The 16,420-nt window shown below is 51.2% G+C and carries 12 protein-coding genes; 4 read left to right on the forward strand and 8 right to left on the reverse strand.

The genetic code is table 11. From position 1 onward, the window contains the following. Positions 1-230 precede the first annotated feature (230 nt). Genes smpB through DOLE_RS13870 form a run of 3 tightly spaced genes read right to left on the reverse strand, consistent with a single transcriptional unit; the run spans position 231 to position 2,796 of the window. A complete protein-coding gene (gene smpB, locus DOLE_RS13860) occupies positions 231-719 on the reverse strand; it encodes an SsrA-binding protein SmpB (protein ID WP_012176111.1) in 489 nt (162 codons plus the stop codon). 13 nt (positions 720-732) lie between these two features. Next, the gene (gene ptsP / locus DOLE_RS13865; RefSeq protein WP_012176112.1) at positions 733-2,508 is read right to left on the reverse strand and encodes a phosphoenolpyruvate--protein phosphotransferase; all 1,776 of its coding nucleotides are present in this window, start codon (positions 2,506-2,508) and stop codon (positions 733-735) included. A gap of 6 nt (positions 2,509-2,514) precedes the next feature. Beyond that, positions 2,515-2,796 (reverse strand): HPr family phosphocarrier protein, encoded by a 282-nt coding sequence (locus tag DOLE_RS13870; RefSeq protein ID WP_012176113.1) that lies wholly within the window; start codon positions 2,794-2,796, stop codon positions 2,515-2,517. A gap of 259 nt (positions 2,797-3,055) precedes the next feature. Between DOLE_RS13870 and DOLE_RS17585 the strand changes: the two genes are divergently transcribed. Both DOLE_RS17585 and DOLE_RS13880 read left to right on the forward strand, forming a co-directional pair. Beyond that, positions 3,056-6,364, forward strand: coding sequence for a PAS domain S-box protein (locus tag DOLE_RS17585; protein ID WP_012176114.1), 3,309 nt, complete (start codon positions 3,056-3,058; stop codon positions 6,362-6,364). Positions 6,365-6,635: 271 nt separating this feature from the next. Next, positions 6,636-9,359, forward strand: coding sequence for a cation-transporting P-type ATPase (locus DOLE_RS13880; protein ID WP_012176115.1), 2,724 nt, complete (start codon positions 6,636-6,638; stop codon positions 9,357-9,359). A gap of 51 nt (positions 9,360-9,410) precedes the next feature. On the opposite strand, the gene DOLE_RS13885 is transcribed toward DOLE_RS13880, so the two are convergent. Further along, entirely contained in the window at positions 9,411-10,805 is a 1,395-nt protein-coding gene (locus DOLE_RS13885; RefSeq protein ID WP_153304439.1) for an ArnT family glycosyltransferase, read from the reverse strand. A 592-nt stretch (positions 10,806-11,397) separates the two neighbouring features. Here DOLE_RS13885 and DOLE_RS13890 point away from each other — a divergent pair. After that, positions 11,398-12,063, forward strand: a complete 666-nt coding sequence (locus tag DOLE_RS13890; RefSeq protein ID WP_012176117.1) for a hypothetical protein — start codon at positions 11,398-11,400, stop codon at positions 12,061-12,063. A gap of 36 nt (positions 12,064-12,099) precedes the next feature. Continuing rightward, entirely contained in the window at positions 12,100-14,340 is a 2,241-nt protein-coding gene (locus DOLE_RS17590) for a bifunctional DNA primase/polymerase (RefSeq protein ID WP_012176118.1), read from the forward strand. Positions 14,341-14,655: 315 nt separating this feature from the next. Here the strand turns inward: DOLE_RS17590 and DOLE_RS13900 are convergent, their stop codons facing one another. The 4 genes from DOLE_RS13900 to DOLE_RS13910 are packed head-to-tail and all read right to left on the reverse strand — an operon-like array spanning position 14,656 to position 16,420. After that, a complete protein-coding gene (locus DOLE_RS13900) occupies positions 14,656-15,183 on the reverse strand; it encodes a hypothetical protein (protein WP_012176119.1) in 528 nt (175 codons plus the stop codon). A gap of 25 nt (positions 15,184-15,208) precedes the next feature. Next, complete coding sequence (locus tag DOLE_RS13905) at positions 15,209-15,724, reverse strand: hypothetical protein (protein ID WP_012176120.1); 516 nt, start codon at positions 15,722-15,724, stop codon at positions 15,209-15,211. Beyond that, a complete protein-coding gene (locus DOLE_RS18275) occupies positions 15,721-15,885 on the reverse strand; it encodes a hypothetical protein (RefSeq protein WP_153304440.1) in 165 nt (54 codons plus the stop codon). Before DOLE_RS18275 ends, DOLE_RS13905 begins: the two co-directional genes overlap by 4 nt. A gap of 1 nt (position 15,886) precedes the next feature. Continuing rightward, positions 15,887-16,420 carry a hypothetical protein gene (locus tag DOLE_RS13910; protein ID WP_012176121.1) on the reverse strand — a complete coding sequence of 178 codons (534 nt, stop codon included), beginning with the start codon at positions 16,418-16,420 and terminating at the stop codon, positions 15,887-15,889.

Below are 16,420 nucleotides of genomic sequence, written 5' to 3' on the forward strand. Positions count from 1 at the left end.
ATAAGCACAAAAACAGCGGTTTCAACAGAGATTTTTTGTTTATTATGCAGATGCCCCTATCCGCATCGCTATCGGGATCGGGTTCGGTATCAATGCGATTTATTGTTTCTTGGCTTTCGATCCCGATTCGGAGAGGCGGTAGAGGTATTTTGAATCAATTTATGCTGGGTTACCCGGTCCGGCCTTCGCCCCAGGGGCTACGGCCCGACGATGACGTGGGGGTGGGGGGGTTACCGCTGACTCTTTCTGGCCCGGTCCAGTTCCCGCTTGGCGTCTTTCTGCTTGAGGGATTCCCGCTTATCGAACTTGCGCTTGCCCTTGGCCAGGGCCACGGCCACCTTGGCCTTGCCGCCTTTAAAATAGACCTTGACCGGAATCAGGGAGTAGCCCTTTTCATTGATCTTGCCGATCAGTTTTTTCAGTTCCCGTTTGTGTACCAGCAGTTTCCGGGGCCGCTCGGGCTCGTGGTTGTCGTAGTGGGCAAAAGAATAGGCGCTGATGTGCATCTGGTAGAGAAAAAGCTCGCCGTTCTTTATTTTTGCATAGGCATCTTTGAGGTTGGCCCGGCCGCCCCGAAGAGATTTCACCTCGGTTCCGGTGAGCACCATGCCGGCCTCAAACTCGTCTTCGAGAAAAAAGTCGTGACGGGCCTTTTTGTTTTCCGTAACAATTTTTATGCGTACCGTTTCCACAGGGAGACTCCGATGGTATCGGCCCATGCCGATGGCTTTGCTATTGCGTGATGTCGGGCAGGGAGGGGAAAAGATCGCCAAACCGCTGGTGTACCAGGTCACTGATCTGGGCGGCCGTGTTTTTCGTAAACACCTCATCCATAAAAGACTTGGTATCCCCGGCCTTCATGGACCGGATGGCGTTTTTCATAATGGGAATGGCGGGCGGATTCATGCTCAGTCGCTCCAGGCCCAGGCCCAGCAGAATCGGCAGGTTGATCGGGAAACCGGCCATCTCGCCGCACATCACCACATCCACGCCCTTGCTTTTACCCACCTCAATCACCTGCCGGATCATGCGAATCACCGCCGGGTGAAAGGTCTGAAACAGGTGGGCCACCTGGCGGTTGCCCCGGTCGATGGCCAGGGAATACTGCACCAGATCATTGGTGCCGATGCTGAAAAAGTCCACGATATCGGCCAGCATGTCGGCGATGATCACCGTGGCCGGGACCTCGATCATGGCCCCCACCTCGATATCGCCGTTGTACGCCAGGCCGTCCTTTTTCAGTGAATCAGCGGCCGTGTCCAGCGCCTCCCTTGCCTGTACCATCTCTTCGTAGGCGGAGATCAGGGGAAACATCACCTTGACGTTGCCGAATGCCGAGGCCCGCAGAATGGCCCGCAGCTGGGTCTGAAACACCTCGGGCCGTTTCAGGCAGAACCGGATGGCCCGCAGCCCCAGGGCCGGATTGGCCTCTTCCTCGGTCTGGTCATAGGCCACCACCTTGTCGCCGTTGATGTCCAGTGTCCGAATGGTCACCGGCTTGGGGGCCATGGTCTCCACCACCTTGCGGTATTCTAAAAAGAGCTCCTCTTCAGTGGGAAACTCCTTGCGGCTCAGGTAGAGAAATTCGGTTCTGAAAAGACCAATACCGTCGGCGCCATACTCTTTTGCATGGCCGATTTCCGCGGGCAGCTCAATATTGGCCAGCACCTTAACGGAAACGCCGTCCACGGTCTGGACCGGCAGGTGACTGCTTTTGGCCACATCAATCTTGTAGGCCTCGTACTCCTGCTCCCGGTTCTGGTACTTGATGATCGATTCATCGGTGGGGTTGACGATGACGATACCACTTTCACCGTCCACGATGATGATATCGTCGTTGCGGATCATCTTGGTGGCATTTTCCATACCCAGCACCGAAGGGATATCAAGCGTTTTGGCGATAATGGCGGTGTGGGAGGTGCGCCCCCCCCGGTCGGTGACAAACCCCTTGATCTTGTCAAGCTGAATCTGGCTGGTGTCGGCCGGGGAGAGGTCATGGGCCACCAGGATCACCCGCTTGTCGATCTTGCCGATATCCACCGTGGTGGTGCCCAGCAGCTGCTGCATGATCCGGTTGGTAACCTGGGCGATATCGGTCACCCGGCCCTTGATGTAGGGGTCGGCGATATCCCGGAACATCTCCCGCACGTCGGCCACGGTTTTTTTCAGTGCCCACTCGGCGTTGACCTGCTCGTTCTCAATGGTTTCAATGGTCTTGCCGTAAAGCATCTTGTCCTTGAACATCACCATGTGGGTTTCAAGGATATGCACATGGTCCTGCAGGTCTTCCGGCACGTCCTTGATAATGGCGGACAATTCGTCCTTGGCTTTTTTGACCGCGGCCTTGAACCGGTTGACCTCCTTTGAGATATTTTTGCTGTCAATGAAATACTTCTCCACCACCTCCACACCGGACGTATCCGTATCGATAAGATAGGCCTTGCCGATACAGATGCCGGGTGAACCGGCCACACCCACCAGTTTGATTTCGTTCCTGCCGTCCGTCATGGGTGTCTATTCTCCAAACCCGTTGTTCACCAGAACCGCCATCTCTTCAAGTATATGACTGTCCGCCGCGGAATCCACTTTCAGTGTCACGGTCATACCCCTGGAACAGGCCAGGGTCAGAATATCAATCACACTGGTGGCGTCCACCGCCTGCCTATTGCTTATCAGCCACGCACCGCCGCTTGCCCGGCCCGCCACTGCCGCCAGTTTGGCCGCAGCCCTGGCGTGAAGCCCGAGTTCATTGACAATGGATACGGTTTTTTCAAGTGTGTGAGTAGAATTGTCCATTACGCAAGGGGTGTTTATAGCACACCCGGAGCGGACGTGTCAATTGCAGAACCAAAGCCAAATCAAAAGATTTAAAAGGGTTGCGGGCCATCAGGTAAGGATTTTACCGGGTTTTCGGCATCGCGAATCCCGGAACAAAAGGTTGTTTTGCATTGCCACAGGACCGGGGAATGGTCTATAGTATAAAGACTTCAGCCATATAATCCTCAACCCGCTAAACGATGGTGTATTGGATATCCGGACCGGCAGAGAGGCATTCATGAACCACGGATTGCGACTTTCAAAACAGCTGTACCTGGCAGCGTTTCTGCTGCTCTCTATTTCCCTGTTGTCCGTACCCTTTACCCTTGCCGGCGGCGACAAACACGGTGCCCTGGAGTTGACTCCGGAAGAACGGATATGGCTTGATGAAAACCCGGATAAGCTGGCCCTCTGGTTTAACACCGAATTCCCTCCCATTGAATTTGCTTCCGACACCGGCGTTTTTACCGGCATGGGCGCGGACGTGATCGCCCTTGTGGAAGACCTGCTGGATGTTGCCTTTATCAGGCAGCCCTGCGAAGACTGGAACCGGCACCTGACAGCCCTGGCCTCCGGGGAGTGCGCCATTGCGCCCACCATCGTGGCCACTCCTGAAAGAGAAGCGTACGCCTTTTTCACCCAGCCCTATGCCACGGTGCCTGTGGTGATCATCACCCGCCGGGGCGCTTCCCATGACATGACCATAAACGATCTGCTGGGCAAGCGGGTGGCCGTTGTGTCCGGGTATGCCACAGAAAGCTACGCTTCGAGGCATTCCCTGCGGGTGGGGTTTAACGTGGTGCCGGTGTCCAATGTGGTCGAAGGGCTTCACACCGTCTCCCTGGGCCACGTGGACGCATTTCTGGAAAACCTGGCGGTGGCCGCCTACTACATCGACAGGGAGGGCATCTCCAACCTGTCCGTGGCCGGCGCCACGGACTACGCTTTTGCCTGGAGCATCGGCGTCAGCCGCCGGTATCCGCTGCTGTTCAGCGCCATTCAGAAGGCCATTGATGCGATCCCCGCAAACGAGATGCAGGCCGCCCACCGAAAATGGATATCCCTGGAGGTGTCCAACTGGCTGAGCCCGGAAACATGGCGCCTGATCTGGGTGATCGCCGGGTTCGGTGTCTTGCTGATTGCGGGGCTGATTGTTATCACCTATGCGCTGCGCCGCCGGCTCAGGGAAAAGGTCGCCAACCTGGAACAGGCCCAGCAGAAAATCATTGAGCAGGCCGACCGGCTGCGTCTGGCCACTGAAGCCCTTCAGGCCGGTGTGTGGGACTCCTACCCGATTCAGCAAAAAACCCATTTAAGCCGGCAGTGGTGTGCCATGCTGGGTTATCCGGACGCGGCCAGAGAATTCCCCGAGGAGGAATTTATCAGGACCTTTATTCATCCCGACGATCTTCCGGCAGCAGACAAAGCCTTTCAGGGGCACATTGCTTCCGGCGGACATGGACAGTTTGAGGCCGAATTCCGGCTGCGCAGGGCCGACGGTACCTGGTGCTGGGTGCTCTGCAACGGCCGGGCCGTTGAGTGGGATGAAAACGGGGCCGTCTCCCGTATCATCGGCCTGGATGTCAACATCCAGAGCATCAAAGAGAACCAGGAGCGGCTGGCTGCAAGCGAGGCCCGATTCCGGGCTGTTTTCGAAAACGCGCCCTACGCCATTGTGATCAGCGATTCTGAAACCGGGCAACTGCTGTCGGCCAACAATGAGTTTCTCCAACGCCGGGGCCTTGACCGGACGGCGCTGTCTACCGCCAATATCTGGGATTTTTCTTCCCTTCCTGAAGAGGAAGCTATCGATATCATCAACACCCTGTGGACCACCGGGTCGATAAAAAACCGTGAGGCCACGGTGACACGAAAGGACGGAAGCCTCGGACACCTTCTGTACTCGTCGGTAATACTGGAGATCGAGGACAAAAAACAGATCCTTACCATGACAGTGGATGTGACGGAAAAACGGCAGGCCGAGGAGGCTTTAAAGCAAAGTGAAGCCCGCTTTCGATCGCTTTTCAAAATGGCGCCGGTTCCCCTGGCCGCCATTTCCCTGAATGGCGAGATACTGGATGTCAATGACCGTCTCACCGAGGTGGTGGGCTACACCATGGACGATGCCCCTACCATGGATCACTGGTGGCGCCTGGCCTATCCCGATCCCGATTACCGGAAGCGGCTGATGGCGGGCTGGCAGGACACGATTGATCGGGCCGCGAAAAGCGCCACACCGGTCACCATGGGTGAAATCCGGGTGACCTGCAAAAACGGCATCGAACGGACCATGATCATCGGCGCCAACCGCATCGAAGAAAGCCTGCTGATCAGTTTTTTTGACATCACGGCCCGAAAAAAAGCGGAGGCGGAGCGGGAAAAACTCCAGGAGCAGCTGCTTCAGGCCCAGAAGCTGGAGGCGGTGGGAGTTCTGGCCGGAGGCGTGGCCCATGATTTTAACAACATGCTGGGCGCCATCATCGGGTTTGCAGAACTGGCCATCGAGGCAACAGACAGCGACAGCCCGCAATACAAGTACCTGGAAAACATACTTCAGGCGGCCCGCCACTCCGCCGATCTCACCGGCCAGCTTCTGGCCTTTGCCCGCAAACAGACCATTGTGCCTACTGTGCTGGACCTCAACGCGTCGGTGGAGGGCCTGCTTAAAATTCTTTCCCGGCTCATGGGGGAAAACATCGAACTGGCGTGGCAACCCGGACCCGGGCACTGTACCGTCCGGCTGGACCCCTCCCAGTTAAACCAGGTGGTGACAAACCTCTGCATTAATGCCAGGGACGCCATTGTGGATGTGGGCAACATCACACTTGAAACCGACACGCTCTTTTTTGACCAGGACTATTGCGATACCCATGCCGAATTTACACCGGGTGAGTATGTGATGCTGGCGGTGAGTGACAACGGGGTCGGCATGGACCGCCAGACCATGGACCATGTGTTTGACCCCTTTTTCACCACCAAAAAACAGGGCAAGGGAACCGGCCTGGGCCTGGCCACGGTGTACGGCATCGTCAAACAGAACAATGGGTTTATCAGCGTATACAGTGAACCTGGTAACGGGTCCACCTTTCGAGTCTATTTCCCGCGGCACAGGGCCGAGGAGGAGGAGGAGCCGGACCGGCCGGAATCAGCGGAAGAACCGTTCACCACCGGCCGCAAGGAGACCATCCTGATCGTGGAGGATGATCCGGTGCTTTTGGAAATGGGAACCATTATGGTGCAACGGCTGGGATACTCGGTCATGGCGGCAGCCACTCCCCAGGAAGCACTGGAAATGGTGGATACGCACGGCACGGCCATTGACCTGATGATCACCGATGTGGTGATGCCGGAAATGAACGGTAAATATCTGGCAGACCAGATTCAGGAGATCTGCCCCGAGATCCGGCTGATTTTCATGTCCGGCTACACCGCCAATGTCATTGTTCACCAGGGTGTGCTGGAAGAAGGCATCGATTTCATACAGAAGCCCTTTTCTCTGCAGAACCTGGCCGCCAAGATCCGTGAGGTGCTGAAGCGGACGGTGTGATATAAATTTTCAGAGGTGTCCTTTCGTATTTCAAGCCGGCATTCAGGACGCCGGCTTTTTTATAGACAGTGTCCATCCATTGATTATGAGGACACGACAAAGGTTTCCAATCCAGAAATGAGAATTTTTTCGCAAGATCAAGGAAAACAAGGACTGACGCGGAGGCGTACTGTTGTACGCCGCACAAGGAAGCCCGCAGTTTGACGCGGAGATTGCGGGAAAAGGCCATTTATGGATGGAAACTAGACAACAGGCAGTAAAGGAGAGGACCATGCGCAGTCTTCCTGAAAAAACATGGCACGCGATAGATGCGCGGGAGGCGGTTTCCGTCCTTGAGTCCCATGAAACCAACGGCCTTTCCCGAACAGCGGCCGATGAGCGGGCAACCCGGTTCGGCCTCAATGAGCTGACCCGGGCAAAGGGCCAGGGAGCCCTTATCCGGTTTCTGCTGCAGTTCAAGCAGCCCCTGGTAATCATCCTTATGGCCGCGGCCCTGATCACCCTGCTGCTGGCCGAATATGTGGACTCGGCGGTCATTTTTGCCGTGGTGCTGGTCAATGCCGTCATCGGTTTTGTACAGGAGTCCAAGGCCATGAAGGCCATCGAAGCCCTGGCCGACGCCATGATCAGCGAGGCCACGGTGATCCGGGACGGTGAAAAACAGCGTCTCCCCTCCCGCCTGCTGGTACCCGGGGACCTGGTGCTGCTGCAATCCGGGGACAAAGTGCCGGCCGACATGAGACTGATAAAAATCCGGGAACTGCAGGTCGATGAAAGCGCGCTGACCGGTGAAAGCGTTCCGGTTCAGAAAGCGGAAGGCAAACTGGATCCCGAAATGAGCATCGGAGACCGGCGCAACATGGCCTACTCCTCCACCCTGGTCACCTACGGCACCGGTCAGGGTGTGGTGGTGGCCACCGGGGATGGCACCGAGATCGGCCGTATCAACCAGCTCATTGCATCGGCCGATGTGCTGGAAACCCCTCTGACAAAAAAGATTCACCACTTTTCCAATATTCTCCTCTATGCCATCCTGGCCATGGCGGCCCTGACCTTTGTGGTGGGGTTTGTCCGGGGCCAGGACCTGGTGGAGATGTTTATGGCGTCTGTGGCCCTGGCCGTGGGCGCCATTCCCGAGGGTCTGCCGGCGGCCATCACCATCACCCTGGCCATCGGTGTTTCCCGTATGGCCAAACGCAACGCCATTATCCGCAAACTGCCGGCCGTGGAAACCCTGGGCTCCACCATGGTGATCTGTTCGGACAAGACCGGTACCCTGACCCAGAACCAGATGACGGTACTGGATATCGTGGCTGGAGGGCCCCGCTACGAGGTATCGGGCGGCGGGTATGATCCGGAGGGCGTTATTTCGTCTGTTAAGGACGGGACTGATCCGGCATCCAACATCGCCCTTTCCGAGCTTTTAAAGGCAGGGCTGCTGTGCAACGATTCGCGCCTGAAAAAAACCGACACCGGCTGGCGGGTGGAGGGAGACCCCACGGAAGGTGCCCTGATCGCGGCTGCGGCCAAGGCCGGTTTTGATCCCCGTCAACTGGAAAAAGAGATGCCCCGGCTTGACACCATTCCCTTTGAGTCGGCCCGCCAGTACATGGCCACCCTGCACGACCGGGGAGAAGGCAAACCGCCGGTACTTTATGTCAAGGGATCGATTGAAAGCGTCTGCGTGGAGTGCGCCACTATTTTAGGCCCGGACGGCGAACCGGATATTGCCGGGCCGGGGGCCATTTCCGGATGGGTGGAATCCATGGCCGAAAAGGGGCTGCGGGTTCTGGCCTTTGCCCGCAAGGAGATGCCGGCGGGCACCACCACAATCACCCACGCGGACGTGGAGGAGGGCATTGTGTTTATCGGCCTTCAGGGCATGATCGATCCGCCCCGTCCCGAGGCGATAGAGGCGGTGGCTGCCTGCCAGGCAGCGGGTATCCGGGTCAAGATGATCACCGGGGACCATGCCGGCACGGCCGGGGCCATTGCCCGGCAGATCGGCCTGTGCGGCGACACCTGCTTCTACCACACCCGCGAGGTCCTCACCGGAAAGGAGATTGCCGCGCTTGAGGCCCAACAACTGGTGGAGACCGCGGACAGCACCGCCGTGTTTGCCCGGGTATCGCCGGAGCAGAAACTGCGGCTGGTGGAGGCCCTTCAGCAAAGGGACTACGTGGTGGCCATGACCGGGGACGGGGTCAATGATGCCCCGGCCCTGCGCCAGGCCGACATCGGCGTGGCCATGGGCATGACCGGCACCGAGGTTTCCAAGGAGGCGGCCGACATGGTACTCACCGACGACAACTTTGCCACCATCAAGGCCGCGGTGGAAGAGGGCCGGGGCGTGTTTGACAACCTGATCAAGTTCATCACCTGGACCCTGCCCACCAATGGCGGCGAGGGCATGATCATCCTGCTCGCCATTCTCCTGGGCACCCGCCTGCCCATTCTGCCCCTTCAGATTCTCTGGATCAACATGACCACCGCCCTGCTGCTGGGGCTGATGCTGGCCTTTGAGCCCAAGGAGGCGGGCATCATGGCCCGTCCGCCCCGGGACCCGGGCATGCCCATTCTTACACGGCCCCTGATCCTGCGCATTCTGATGGTCAGCCTGCTACTGGTGATCTGCGCCTTTGGCCTGTTTAAAATCGAACTGGCGCTGGCCGGCAATGACGAGGCCCTGGCCCGAACCCTGGCGGTTAATGTCTTTGTGTTCGGTGAAATGTTTTACCTGTTCAACTGCCGCTCCATGACCCGCCCGGTGTGGTCCCTTGGTCTTTTCAGCAATCCCCTGCTCTGGGCCGGGGTGGCGGTGATGACCCTGCTGCAGATGCTTTACACCTACCTGCCCGCGCTCAACACCGTTTTCCAGAGCGCGCCCATGGGGCTGACCGAGTGGGCCATGGTGATAGGCGCCGGACTGATGATCTTCACGGTGGTGGAATGTGAGAAATGGGTGGGCCGCAAGCGACGCTTTCAAGAGGTATAATCGGCGCTGGTCCGAATATGTCATGACATTTTTCAACATGTGCCGGCCGAATCAACCGTTGAAAGGCCCGGACTCGGAAATGGAAGATTCGGCCCTGTGCTTACTGAATAGTCCCTGAATCATGGACATCAGAATCGCCAGAGACCAGGTAGCGCACAGATAGAACTGGGGACGGAGGGGAATTGAATAGCGGGGCCACGGCGCAAACACCATGTAAAGCAGCGTAAAATAAAGCAACGTAATCAAAACCAGTTGCGGCGAAAGGGTTTGCCGAACCTGGGGAAAGTAGGTCTCTGTTCTCCTTTTAAAAAGGAGCAGCGGCAGGGCCAGTGCCGCGGTAACCATCAGCCAGGGATGCAGCAACCGCATGGTTGTCGCCATCACACCCAGCAGCGGGGATATCTCTTCCAGCCGGCGGTTTACCGGATAGATATAAGCGTCCCCCTTTCCCTGAATGATGCTCCACCGCCACAGGTACAGGGGTTTTTCGAAAAAATACCAGGAAACATAGCGCCACGGCTCCGCCTTTGCCCGTTGCCAGAGAATGCGGGTAAAATTTTCCATGGAAGATCCGAACGCCGGCTGCTGCGGATCTTCCCGGTAGGGAAAGGGCATGAAGAAGCGTGTTTTGTAAATAAAGCCGGGATAGGCGCCGTGGCTCAGTGTAGCAATGGCCCTATCCGTCCCCCGTGCCGCAACGGGCGGCAGCAGGACGTGGGACCGGAACATCCAGACGCATGGAAAAATCGCGAACACCAGCACAAAAATTCGCAGACCCCGTTTCATAGCACGGCGATAATCAGAATCTTCATAGCGATTTAAACGCCACCGAATGGCCGCCGCGATGATAAAGGGCAGGAACAGGACCGTTTCATTAACCAGGTAGGCACAGCCGAACAACAGCGCGGATACTGGTAAAACACGAACGGTTCCACGGATGGCCCACTGAAAGGCGCACAGTCCGGCCAGCAGGCAGAAAGCGAACAGGGTCTCACTCAGCATACATCCACCCACGGAAATCAGATGGGGGCTGAAGGCGGTCAATAGGCCGGCCGTCACCGCCGCCGCGGGATGGAGAAAAAAAACGCCGAGCGCGTAGGTAAGGGGCGTTAGCAGAGCCCCGGCCACCTGCTGGACCGTTAGCGCGTTTTCTAAAAACCGTTGTTCGCCGGAAATTCGCAGCACCAGGGACAGCAGCAATGGATATCCCGGGGACCGGAAGGCATCAGGCGCGGCAGCGGCGATGCCGGGCGGGGCTTTTGAAAAAACATTAAAATAAGCCAGGTTGCGTGCATAGTTGAGATATTCGCCAGCGTCACGCTGCATAAAAACATTGCTGTGATTGGCCTGCAGAAAGGCAAGACGGATCGTCAGGGCCATGATAAAAAGCAGGCCCATGGCCGTCACATGCACAACAACCTTTCTGAAATGACTGGAATTGGTCACGTAGGCCTTGTCAACAATATTTTTGCCGGCCGAAGAGCTCCCTGGAAGGAAATTCAATTGTCTGTGGTGATCCCAGGGGGAATCGAACCCCCGTTACCGGCGTGAGAGAAAGCACTTCAAAACATATAAAAGCCTATAATTTAAAGATCTTGTTAAATTTTCAGGTAATTACAACAAGAGTATTTATAAAAATTTATGATAAAAAATTTTAAAATGCCAGTATTAATTTTCATCTTTCACTCAGTTTTTCACTCAACTTCATTTCACGACACCTCCCGGTAAATCTCTGCCAAGTATAGTCGGATAAACGTCCATTTGTTTTTCTATCTCTATCATCTGTACTCGGAAAAACTTATCACCGGCTGAAGCCTCTGCCTAATTTTAGCCACCCACATAATGCCGACTTTCTGGAAAAATGACAATAAAAGATTTGAAATCAAAAATCCATTTTGAATTTTATCTTTAACTCCAGAACGTCGAAACTAACCACTTGAATCGTTTGACAATACCATCAGGTCCTGTATCCTGATTACAGTTCAAGAATGTGTGAAGGAATCATTCCAAAACCGCAACTTAAATAAGGAGGATCAGGATGACAAAGCAACACAAAAAACGAGAGTATTACGTCCAGGAAATTAAGGACATAGAGGCAAGGGTGATACCGGTAGAAGGTAACCTAGTTGAACTTCGGCATGAACAAGGTTCGGTGGCCAACACGATCCAGCAAATCACGAAGGAAACGGGCTTAGATGATTTCGAAGAGTATATTCAAGAACAACTGCCTGAAATGTCCTTCCGTACCATCCAGCGTTACATGCAAATAGCAACATATGTCGATATAAAAAACCATCCGCAACTCTGCTGCCTTGGTACGACACGGCTGTTAGACCTCATGGCAAAGGAAAAGGATAAAGACGTTGTTTCAATTTTACAGAAGAATAAATTAAAAATTCCAACACGAACGGCCACACCAGACCAGCAAAAACAGTTTCGGAACAAGATCGACCGCCTTATAAATCGCAAAAAACAAAAAGGTGGAACCGGGAAAAAGAAAAAAACCGATACCGTTCAGGAGAAAGGGAAGACAGATAACAAGGCCACCATTGTCAAGCAAGCCAGTGCCGCAATAGACCTTTTAATAAAACATTCAGGCATTATCAAGAAGGAAGGTCTTTATACGGAATTAGATCTCAATCGGATGCAGGAACTCCAGAAACGGATTAACTATTTTATAAGACACATAAACGATGAGGCTTGATAAGCCCATGCAAACGAATAAAAAGGAGATAACATTATGAAACACAACGATAAATGGCAAGCCGTGAAACAATATTATAAAAAAGGATGGCCTATTTTCCCCCTGCACACCATTAAAGACGGGAAATGCTCTTGTGACAAGCCTACATGCACAACACCTGGTAAACATCCTATGTATGATGCCGAGGATCTGACTGAAGGGTTTAAAAACGCCTCCAGCAGCCAACAACAATTAAAAAAATGGTGGTCGAGATGGCCAGATGCGAACATCGGTATCAGGACGGGGAAGGAGAGTTTTATAGCGATAGATATCGATCTGCCTGATGGCCCCGATAACATGAAAAAGCTTGAAAAAACATATGGCAATCTACCCAAAACGGTCAACCAAAAAACCGGTGGGGGAGGATACCAGCTATTTTTTAAACCACCGCACACCCGTATCCCATGTAAAACTGGTCTACTGGGCAATATTGATATCCGGGGCGAAGGAGGATACGTGGTAGCTCCTCCCTCTGACCATATAAAAAACAAAAAATATAAATGGAGACATAGCCCTGACAGTATAGAGATAGCCGGTATGCCTGAATGGTTGACTGACCTTATTGAAAAAGGGGAAAAGTATTGTGATCTTGTCCACTCGTTAAAAAAAATACCTGAAGGTAAAAGAAACGACACGCTAGCAGAAATTGCCGGTAGCCTGCGAGGGGAAGGACGTGAGTTGGATGAGATCCATGGAGTCCTTCGTAAAGCCAATAAAAATAGGTGTACCCCTGCCCTAGAAGATGACGAGGTTAAAAAGATTGCAGAGAGTATTTCATCTTATCCCCCCAATGCATCGACTTCAGATAATAAAAACAAAAACGCCAAAACTGCTCAATTCAATAAATTTATTGAGACCTTTTTTGAGAAAAACGAGATATTGCAGGATACCAATAGTGGTTTCTTCTACGCAATTATTAACGGTGAAGGAGGCGAGCAGGTATTAGATACCAGATCTGATAACTTTAAACGCCACTGCCGATCTTCAATCCGAAAAAGCAGTGATGCCCTTATCTCCCGCCAAGACATTGATCTGATCATTGATCATCTGGAAGCCAATGCTGTTGATCAGAATAAAAAAGGTGAAGTCTCTATAAGGATAGCTAGGGTTGATAACACCATTTATTTGGACCTGGCAGATGAAAAAAAGCAAGTTGTCAAAATAACATCTGAAGGCTGGACAATTTGTCAAGAAACGCCAGTCCACTTTTACCGCCCTCAAGGAATGCTTCCCCTCCCCGTACCTGTGGAAGGTAAAGGCTTTGCAAAATTGAAGCATTTTCTTCCTGCTGGCAAACAGCATAAGCATACATGTAGACTCATACTGGCCTGGCTTGTTGGTGCTCTGAACCCTCAGGGGCCATATGTGGCATTAATACTAACCGGCCCCAAAGGCTCATCAAAAAGCACCTTGACTGAATTTTTAAAATTTTTGATTGACCCAGCAAAAGCGACCACAAGAGCATTATCTGGGAATGAAGAGACCTTGATGATATATTGCAAAAACAACTGGCTGGTGTCTTTTGACAATCTTTCTGTTTTATCCCAACCAATGTCTGATGCTCTTTGTCGTGTCAGTACGGGAGGCGGTCTTTCAAAAAGAAAGCAGTACACGGATGATGAAGAGTATGTTTTTCAAGCCAATCGTCCAATAATCATGAATGGAATAAATAATTTTATTAAAGCTGATGATTTAGTCGATAGGTCACTGATAATTGAACTGCCTTTTATTGATGACGCTAAACGCTTAACAAAAAAACGGTTGAATCAGGAATTTCAGGAAGCGCAACCATTGATCTTAGGCTCTCTCTTAAAAGCGGTCTCTTCAGCATTAAAAAATGAAAACATCAAGATTGATGTCCCTTTGCCACGCATGAGTGATTTTGCGAGTTGGGTATGTGCTGCCGAAGAAGCCTTACCATGGAAAGGTAAAAAATTTTTAACTGACTATAACACCCATCTCAATAAGAATTTATCAAAGACATATCTTGAAAATCCCATTGTTTATTGTATAAAAAACTTCCTTGAGAAATGTAAAGATAAGCGGTGGGAAGGCAATGCAACAGATTTGGTTAATCAGTTAAAGAAAGCTTTCCCTGAAAAAAGCGCAGTTATCCCTAAACCCAACAAAATTCAACAAGAGATAGGAGCTTTTCCCGCCGCCCTTAACCATTTTAATATAAAATTTAATAAGAAGAGGACATCTGAGAACAGATTAATAACATTAGAGATTAAATGACGATAGTGACAGTAGTGACGATTATTGATGGTACTTTTTTTATTTTATTATTATTTTTAAAATATATATAAATTAAAAAAACTTACTATTTTTTATCGTCATAACCGTCACTACTGTCATTCTCTTAGTTCTAAAGGATTTTAAGGTATCTAAAAATGTATTTAGTTAAGAACAAGAATTTACCTTAAGAATAAATACGGAGAGGGGGTGCCAGGTATGGCCTATTTCTCGTGATCCTTTTCGTAGATAACAACCGCCTGTACCATAGATACGATTATTGCTTTCTCAGGTGTTTTTTCTGGAATAATATGGGAATCAACACCATTCAAAATAGCAGAAACCGATTCTCCTTTCTCCATTTTGATAATCCGCAAAAGAATAGGTCGCTCCAGTAAAATCTTTGGATTCGTATATTTTCCCGACCTCAAAATACGGATGTTCTTGACCATCCCCAATGAATTTCAACTTCCTTGTGCATGGCCTGACTTCAAAGATCCTTTCAGCTAGTTCCGGTAAAATAAAAGATAGGATTTTATCAACTGTTCTTGCTCTAAAACGATAGCATTCATCTACTGCCGCCCAAAGCACTTCGTCATATTTTTGTTCGTCTCGAAACCCCTCATATTGATCCTTCCCTAGGGTAAGGTTGCATCCACCTAAAACACATGATCTATCAATATTGGCAAAACGTAATGATGAAAAAGGATCGTTCTTATCAAAAAAGTCAGGGTCAAAATGATTAATGATTTTAACAACGGTTTCTTCCTCTATTTCAGGCGTTATTTTCTTTGCCTCGGTTAATATTTCTTGAAACTTTTCGACTTTATGGTTTTGATTTTTCAAAATAAACCTCCCTAAATGAAATGATTTACCCTAAAAAGAAAGAATGTGTAGGTGCTACCAAGTATGGCCTGTTTATAGATATTCTTTTCGTAGACATCTTCCTTCTATGCCATAGTTTTTCATAATAAGAGTCCATCAAGTAAAAAGTCTTGGGAGTTGCTTTCACCACAACACTCCAGTGTCCTTCAGCGTTTTCGCAGTCTATGCCTGCCAACACAGCTCTTCCTGGGACTTCCAAGAAAGTAACGACATAATCCCAGTAACAACCTAAAGATACATCCTTTCTTTTGTGAAAAGGCCTTGTGCTTTTAATGCCGTACTGGATATCAACAATCTCGTTAAAGATGTTTATCAGTACGGGTAAAGAAGAGCCTTCTTTTACAATGGTTGAGAGCTTTCTTTTCTTTTCGGCTAGGCGCAAACACTTATAAAACAACTCTTCCGACTCTTCAGTGTTTAACTTTTTAATATATCTGACAGAGTTTACGATACTATAGATACCGCATAATCCGTCTAAATCCCCTTGCCTGTATGGTTTCATAGCGTTTCAATTAGGTTCAGTATTTCCGGTAGCATGTGCAAACCAGCTTTATTTGCTTGGTTTCGGAGGTCAGCTTGACGGCAGGTGAATTCAATATTTATGTCGTGACCGAAAACAAGGCCTTCTGCCAAATCAAGCTCAAAACCATAGTTTACGTTCATATTAAGCCTCCATATTGTTTACAAAGCTTTGGAGGGTGTTTTTAGCGGTTTCCGCTACTGATACATCTGCGTCACTGGCTAACTCAGTTAAATAAAAAACAGGGGTGTCTGGGTTATCCGCAAGAACCATTTTTACCTGAACATCATTAACTATCAGGTCTTCACACAAACACTCGACATTACAGACCTGAGCGTAGTCGTTGAGGTTTTGCGCCATGGATGCATATATTTCGCTGTCATGCGTCTCAATCAGTGTCCTAACGCACTTTCTGTTGAAAAACGGGATAGCATGCCTGTTGCCAACCAATACCCTTAAAACGTCAATAGATTGGGAGTTTATTAAGGAATAAACGATCTCCTTGGTAATGGTATGCTTGGATGCTATTGATTCTTTTATCTCCACGGATTCCAGCTTCGAGAGTTCATAGAAAACTTCGCTATGTCGAGAGCTATCATTTAGCATGTCGGCAATGCATTCCAACTCATCAAGCCCCAATTCAGTCTTGACGTTGTTAACAATAAGTAGGTTCTTCAT

It is taken from the genome of Desulfosudis oleivorans Hxd3, assembly GCF_000018405.1.
Taxonomy (GTDB): domain Bacteria; phylum Desulfobacterota; class Desulfobacteria; order Desulfobacterales; family Desulfosudaceae; genus Desulfosudis; species Desulfosudis oleivorans.

Excerpts from the sequence above, each read along its gene's own strand:
- DOLE_RS17590 (WP_012176118.1), top strand. The coding sequence starts at position 12,100 with ATGAAACACAACGATAAATGGCAAGCCGTGAAACAATATTATAAAAAA.
- DOLE_RS13870 (WP_012176113.1), bottom strand. The coding sequence starts at position 2,796 with ATGGACAATTCTACTCACACACTTGAAAAAACCGTATCCATTGTCAAT.
- smpB (WP_012176111.1), bottom strand. The coding sequence starts at position 719 with ATGGGCCGATACCATCGGAGTCTCCCTGTGGAAACGGTACGCATAAAA.
- DOLE_RS13890 (WP_012176117.1), top strand. The coding sequence starts at position 11,398 with ATGACAAAGCAACACAAAAAACGAGAGTATTACGTCCAGGAAATTAAG.
- DOLE_RS13905 (WP_012176120.1), bottom strand. The coding sequence starts at position 15,724 with ATGAAACCATACAGGCAAGGGGATTTAGACGGATTATGCGGTATCTAT.
- DOLE_RS13880 (WP_012176115.1), top strand. The coding sequence starts at position 6,636 with ATGCGCAGTCTTCCTGAAAAAACATGGCACGCGATAGATGCGCGGGAG.
- ptsP (WP_012176112.1), bottom strand. The coding sequence starts at position 2,508 with ATGACGGACGGCAGGAACGAAATCAAACTGGTGGGTGTGGCCGGTTCA.
- DOLE_RS18275 (WP_153304440.1), bottom strand. The coding sequence starts at position 15,885 with ATGAACGTAAACTATGGTTTTGAGCTTGATTTGGCAGAAGGCCTTGTT.
- DOLE_RS17585 (WP_012176114.1), top strand. The coding sequence starts at position 3,056 with ATGAACCACGGATTGCGACTTTCAAAACAGCTGTACCTGGCAGCGTTT.
- DOLE_RS13910 (WP_012176121.1), bottom strand. The coding sequence starts at position 16,420 with ATGAAGAACCTACTTATTGTTAACAACGTCAAGACTGAATTGGGGCTT.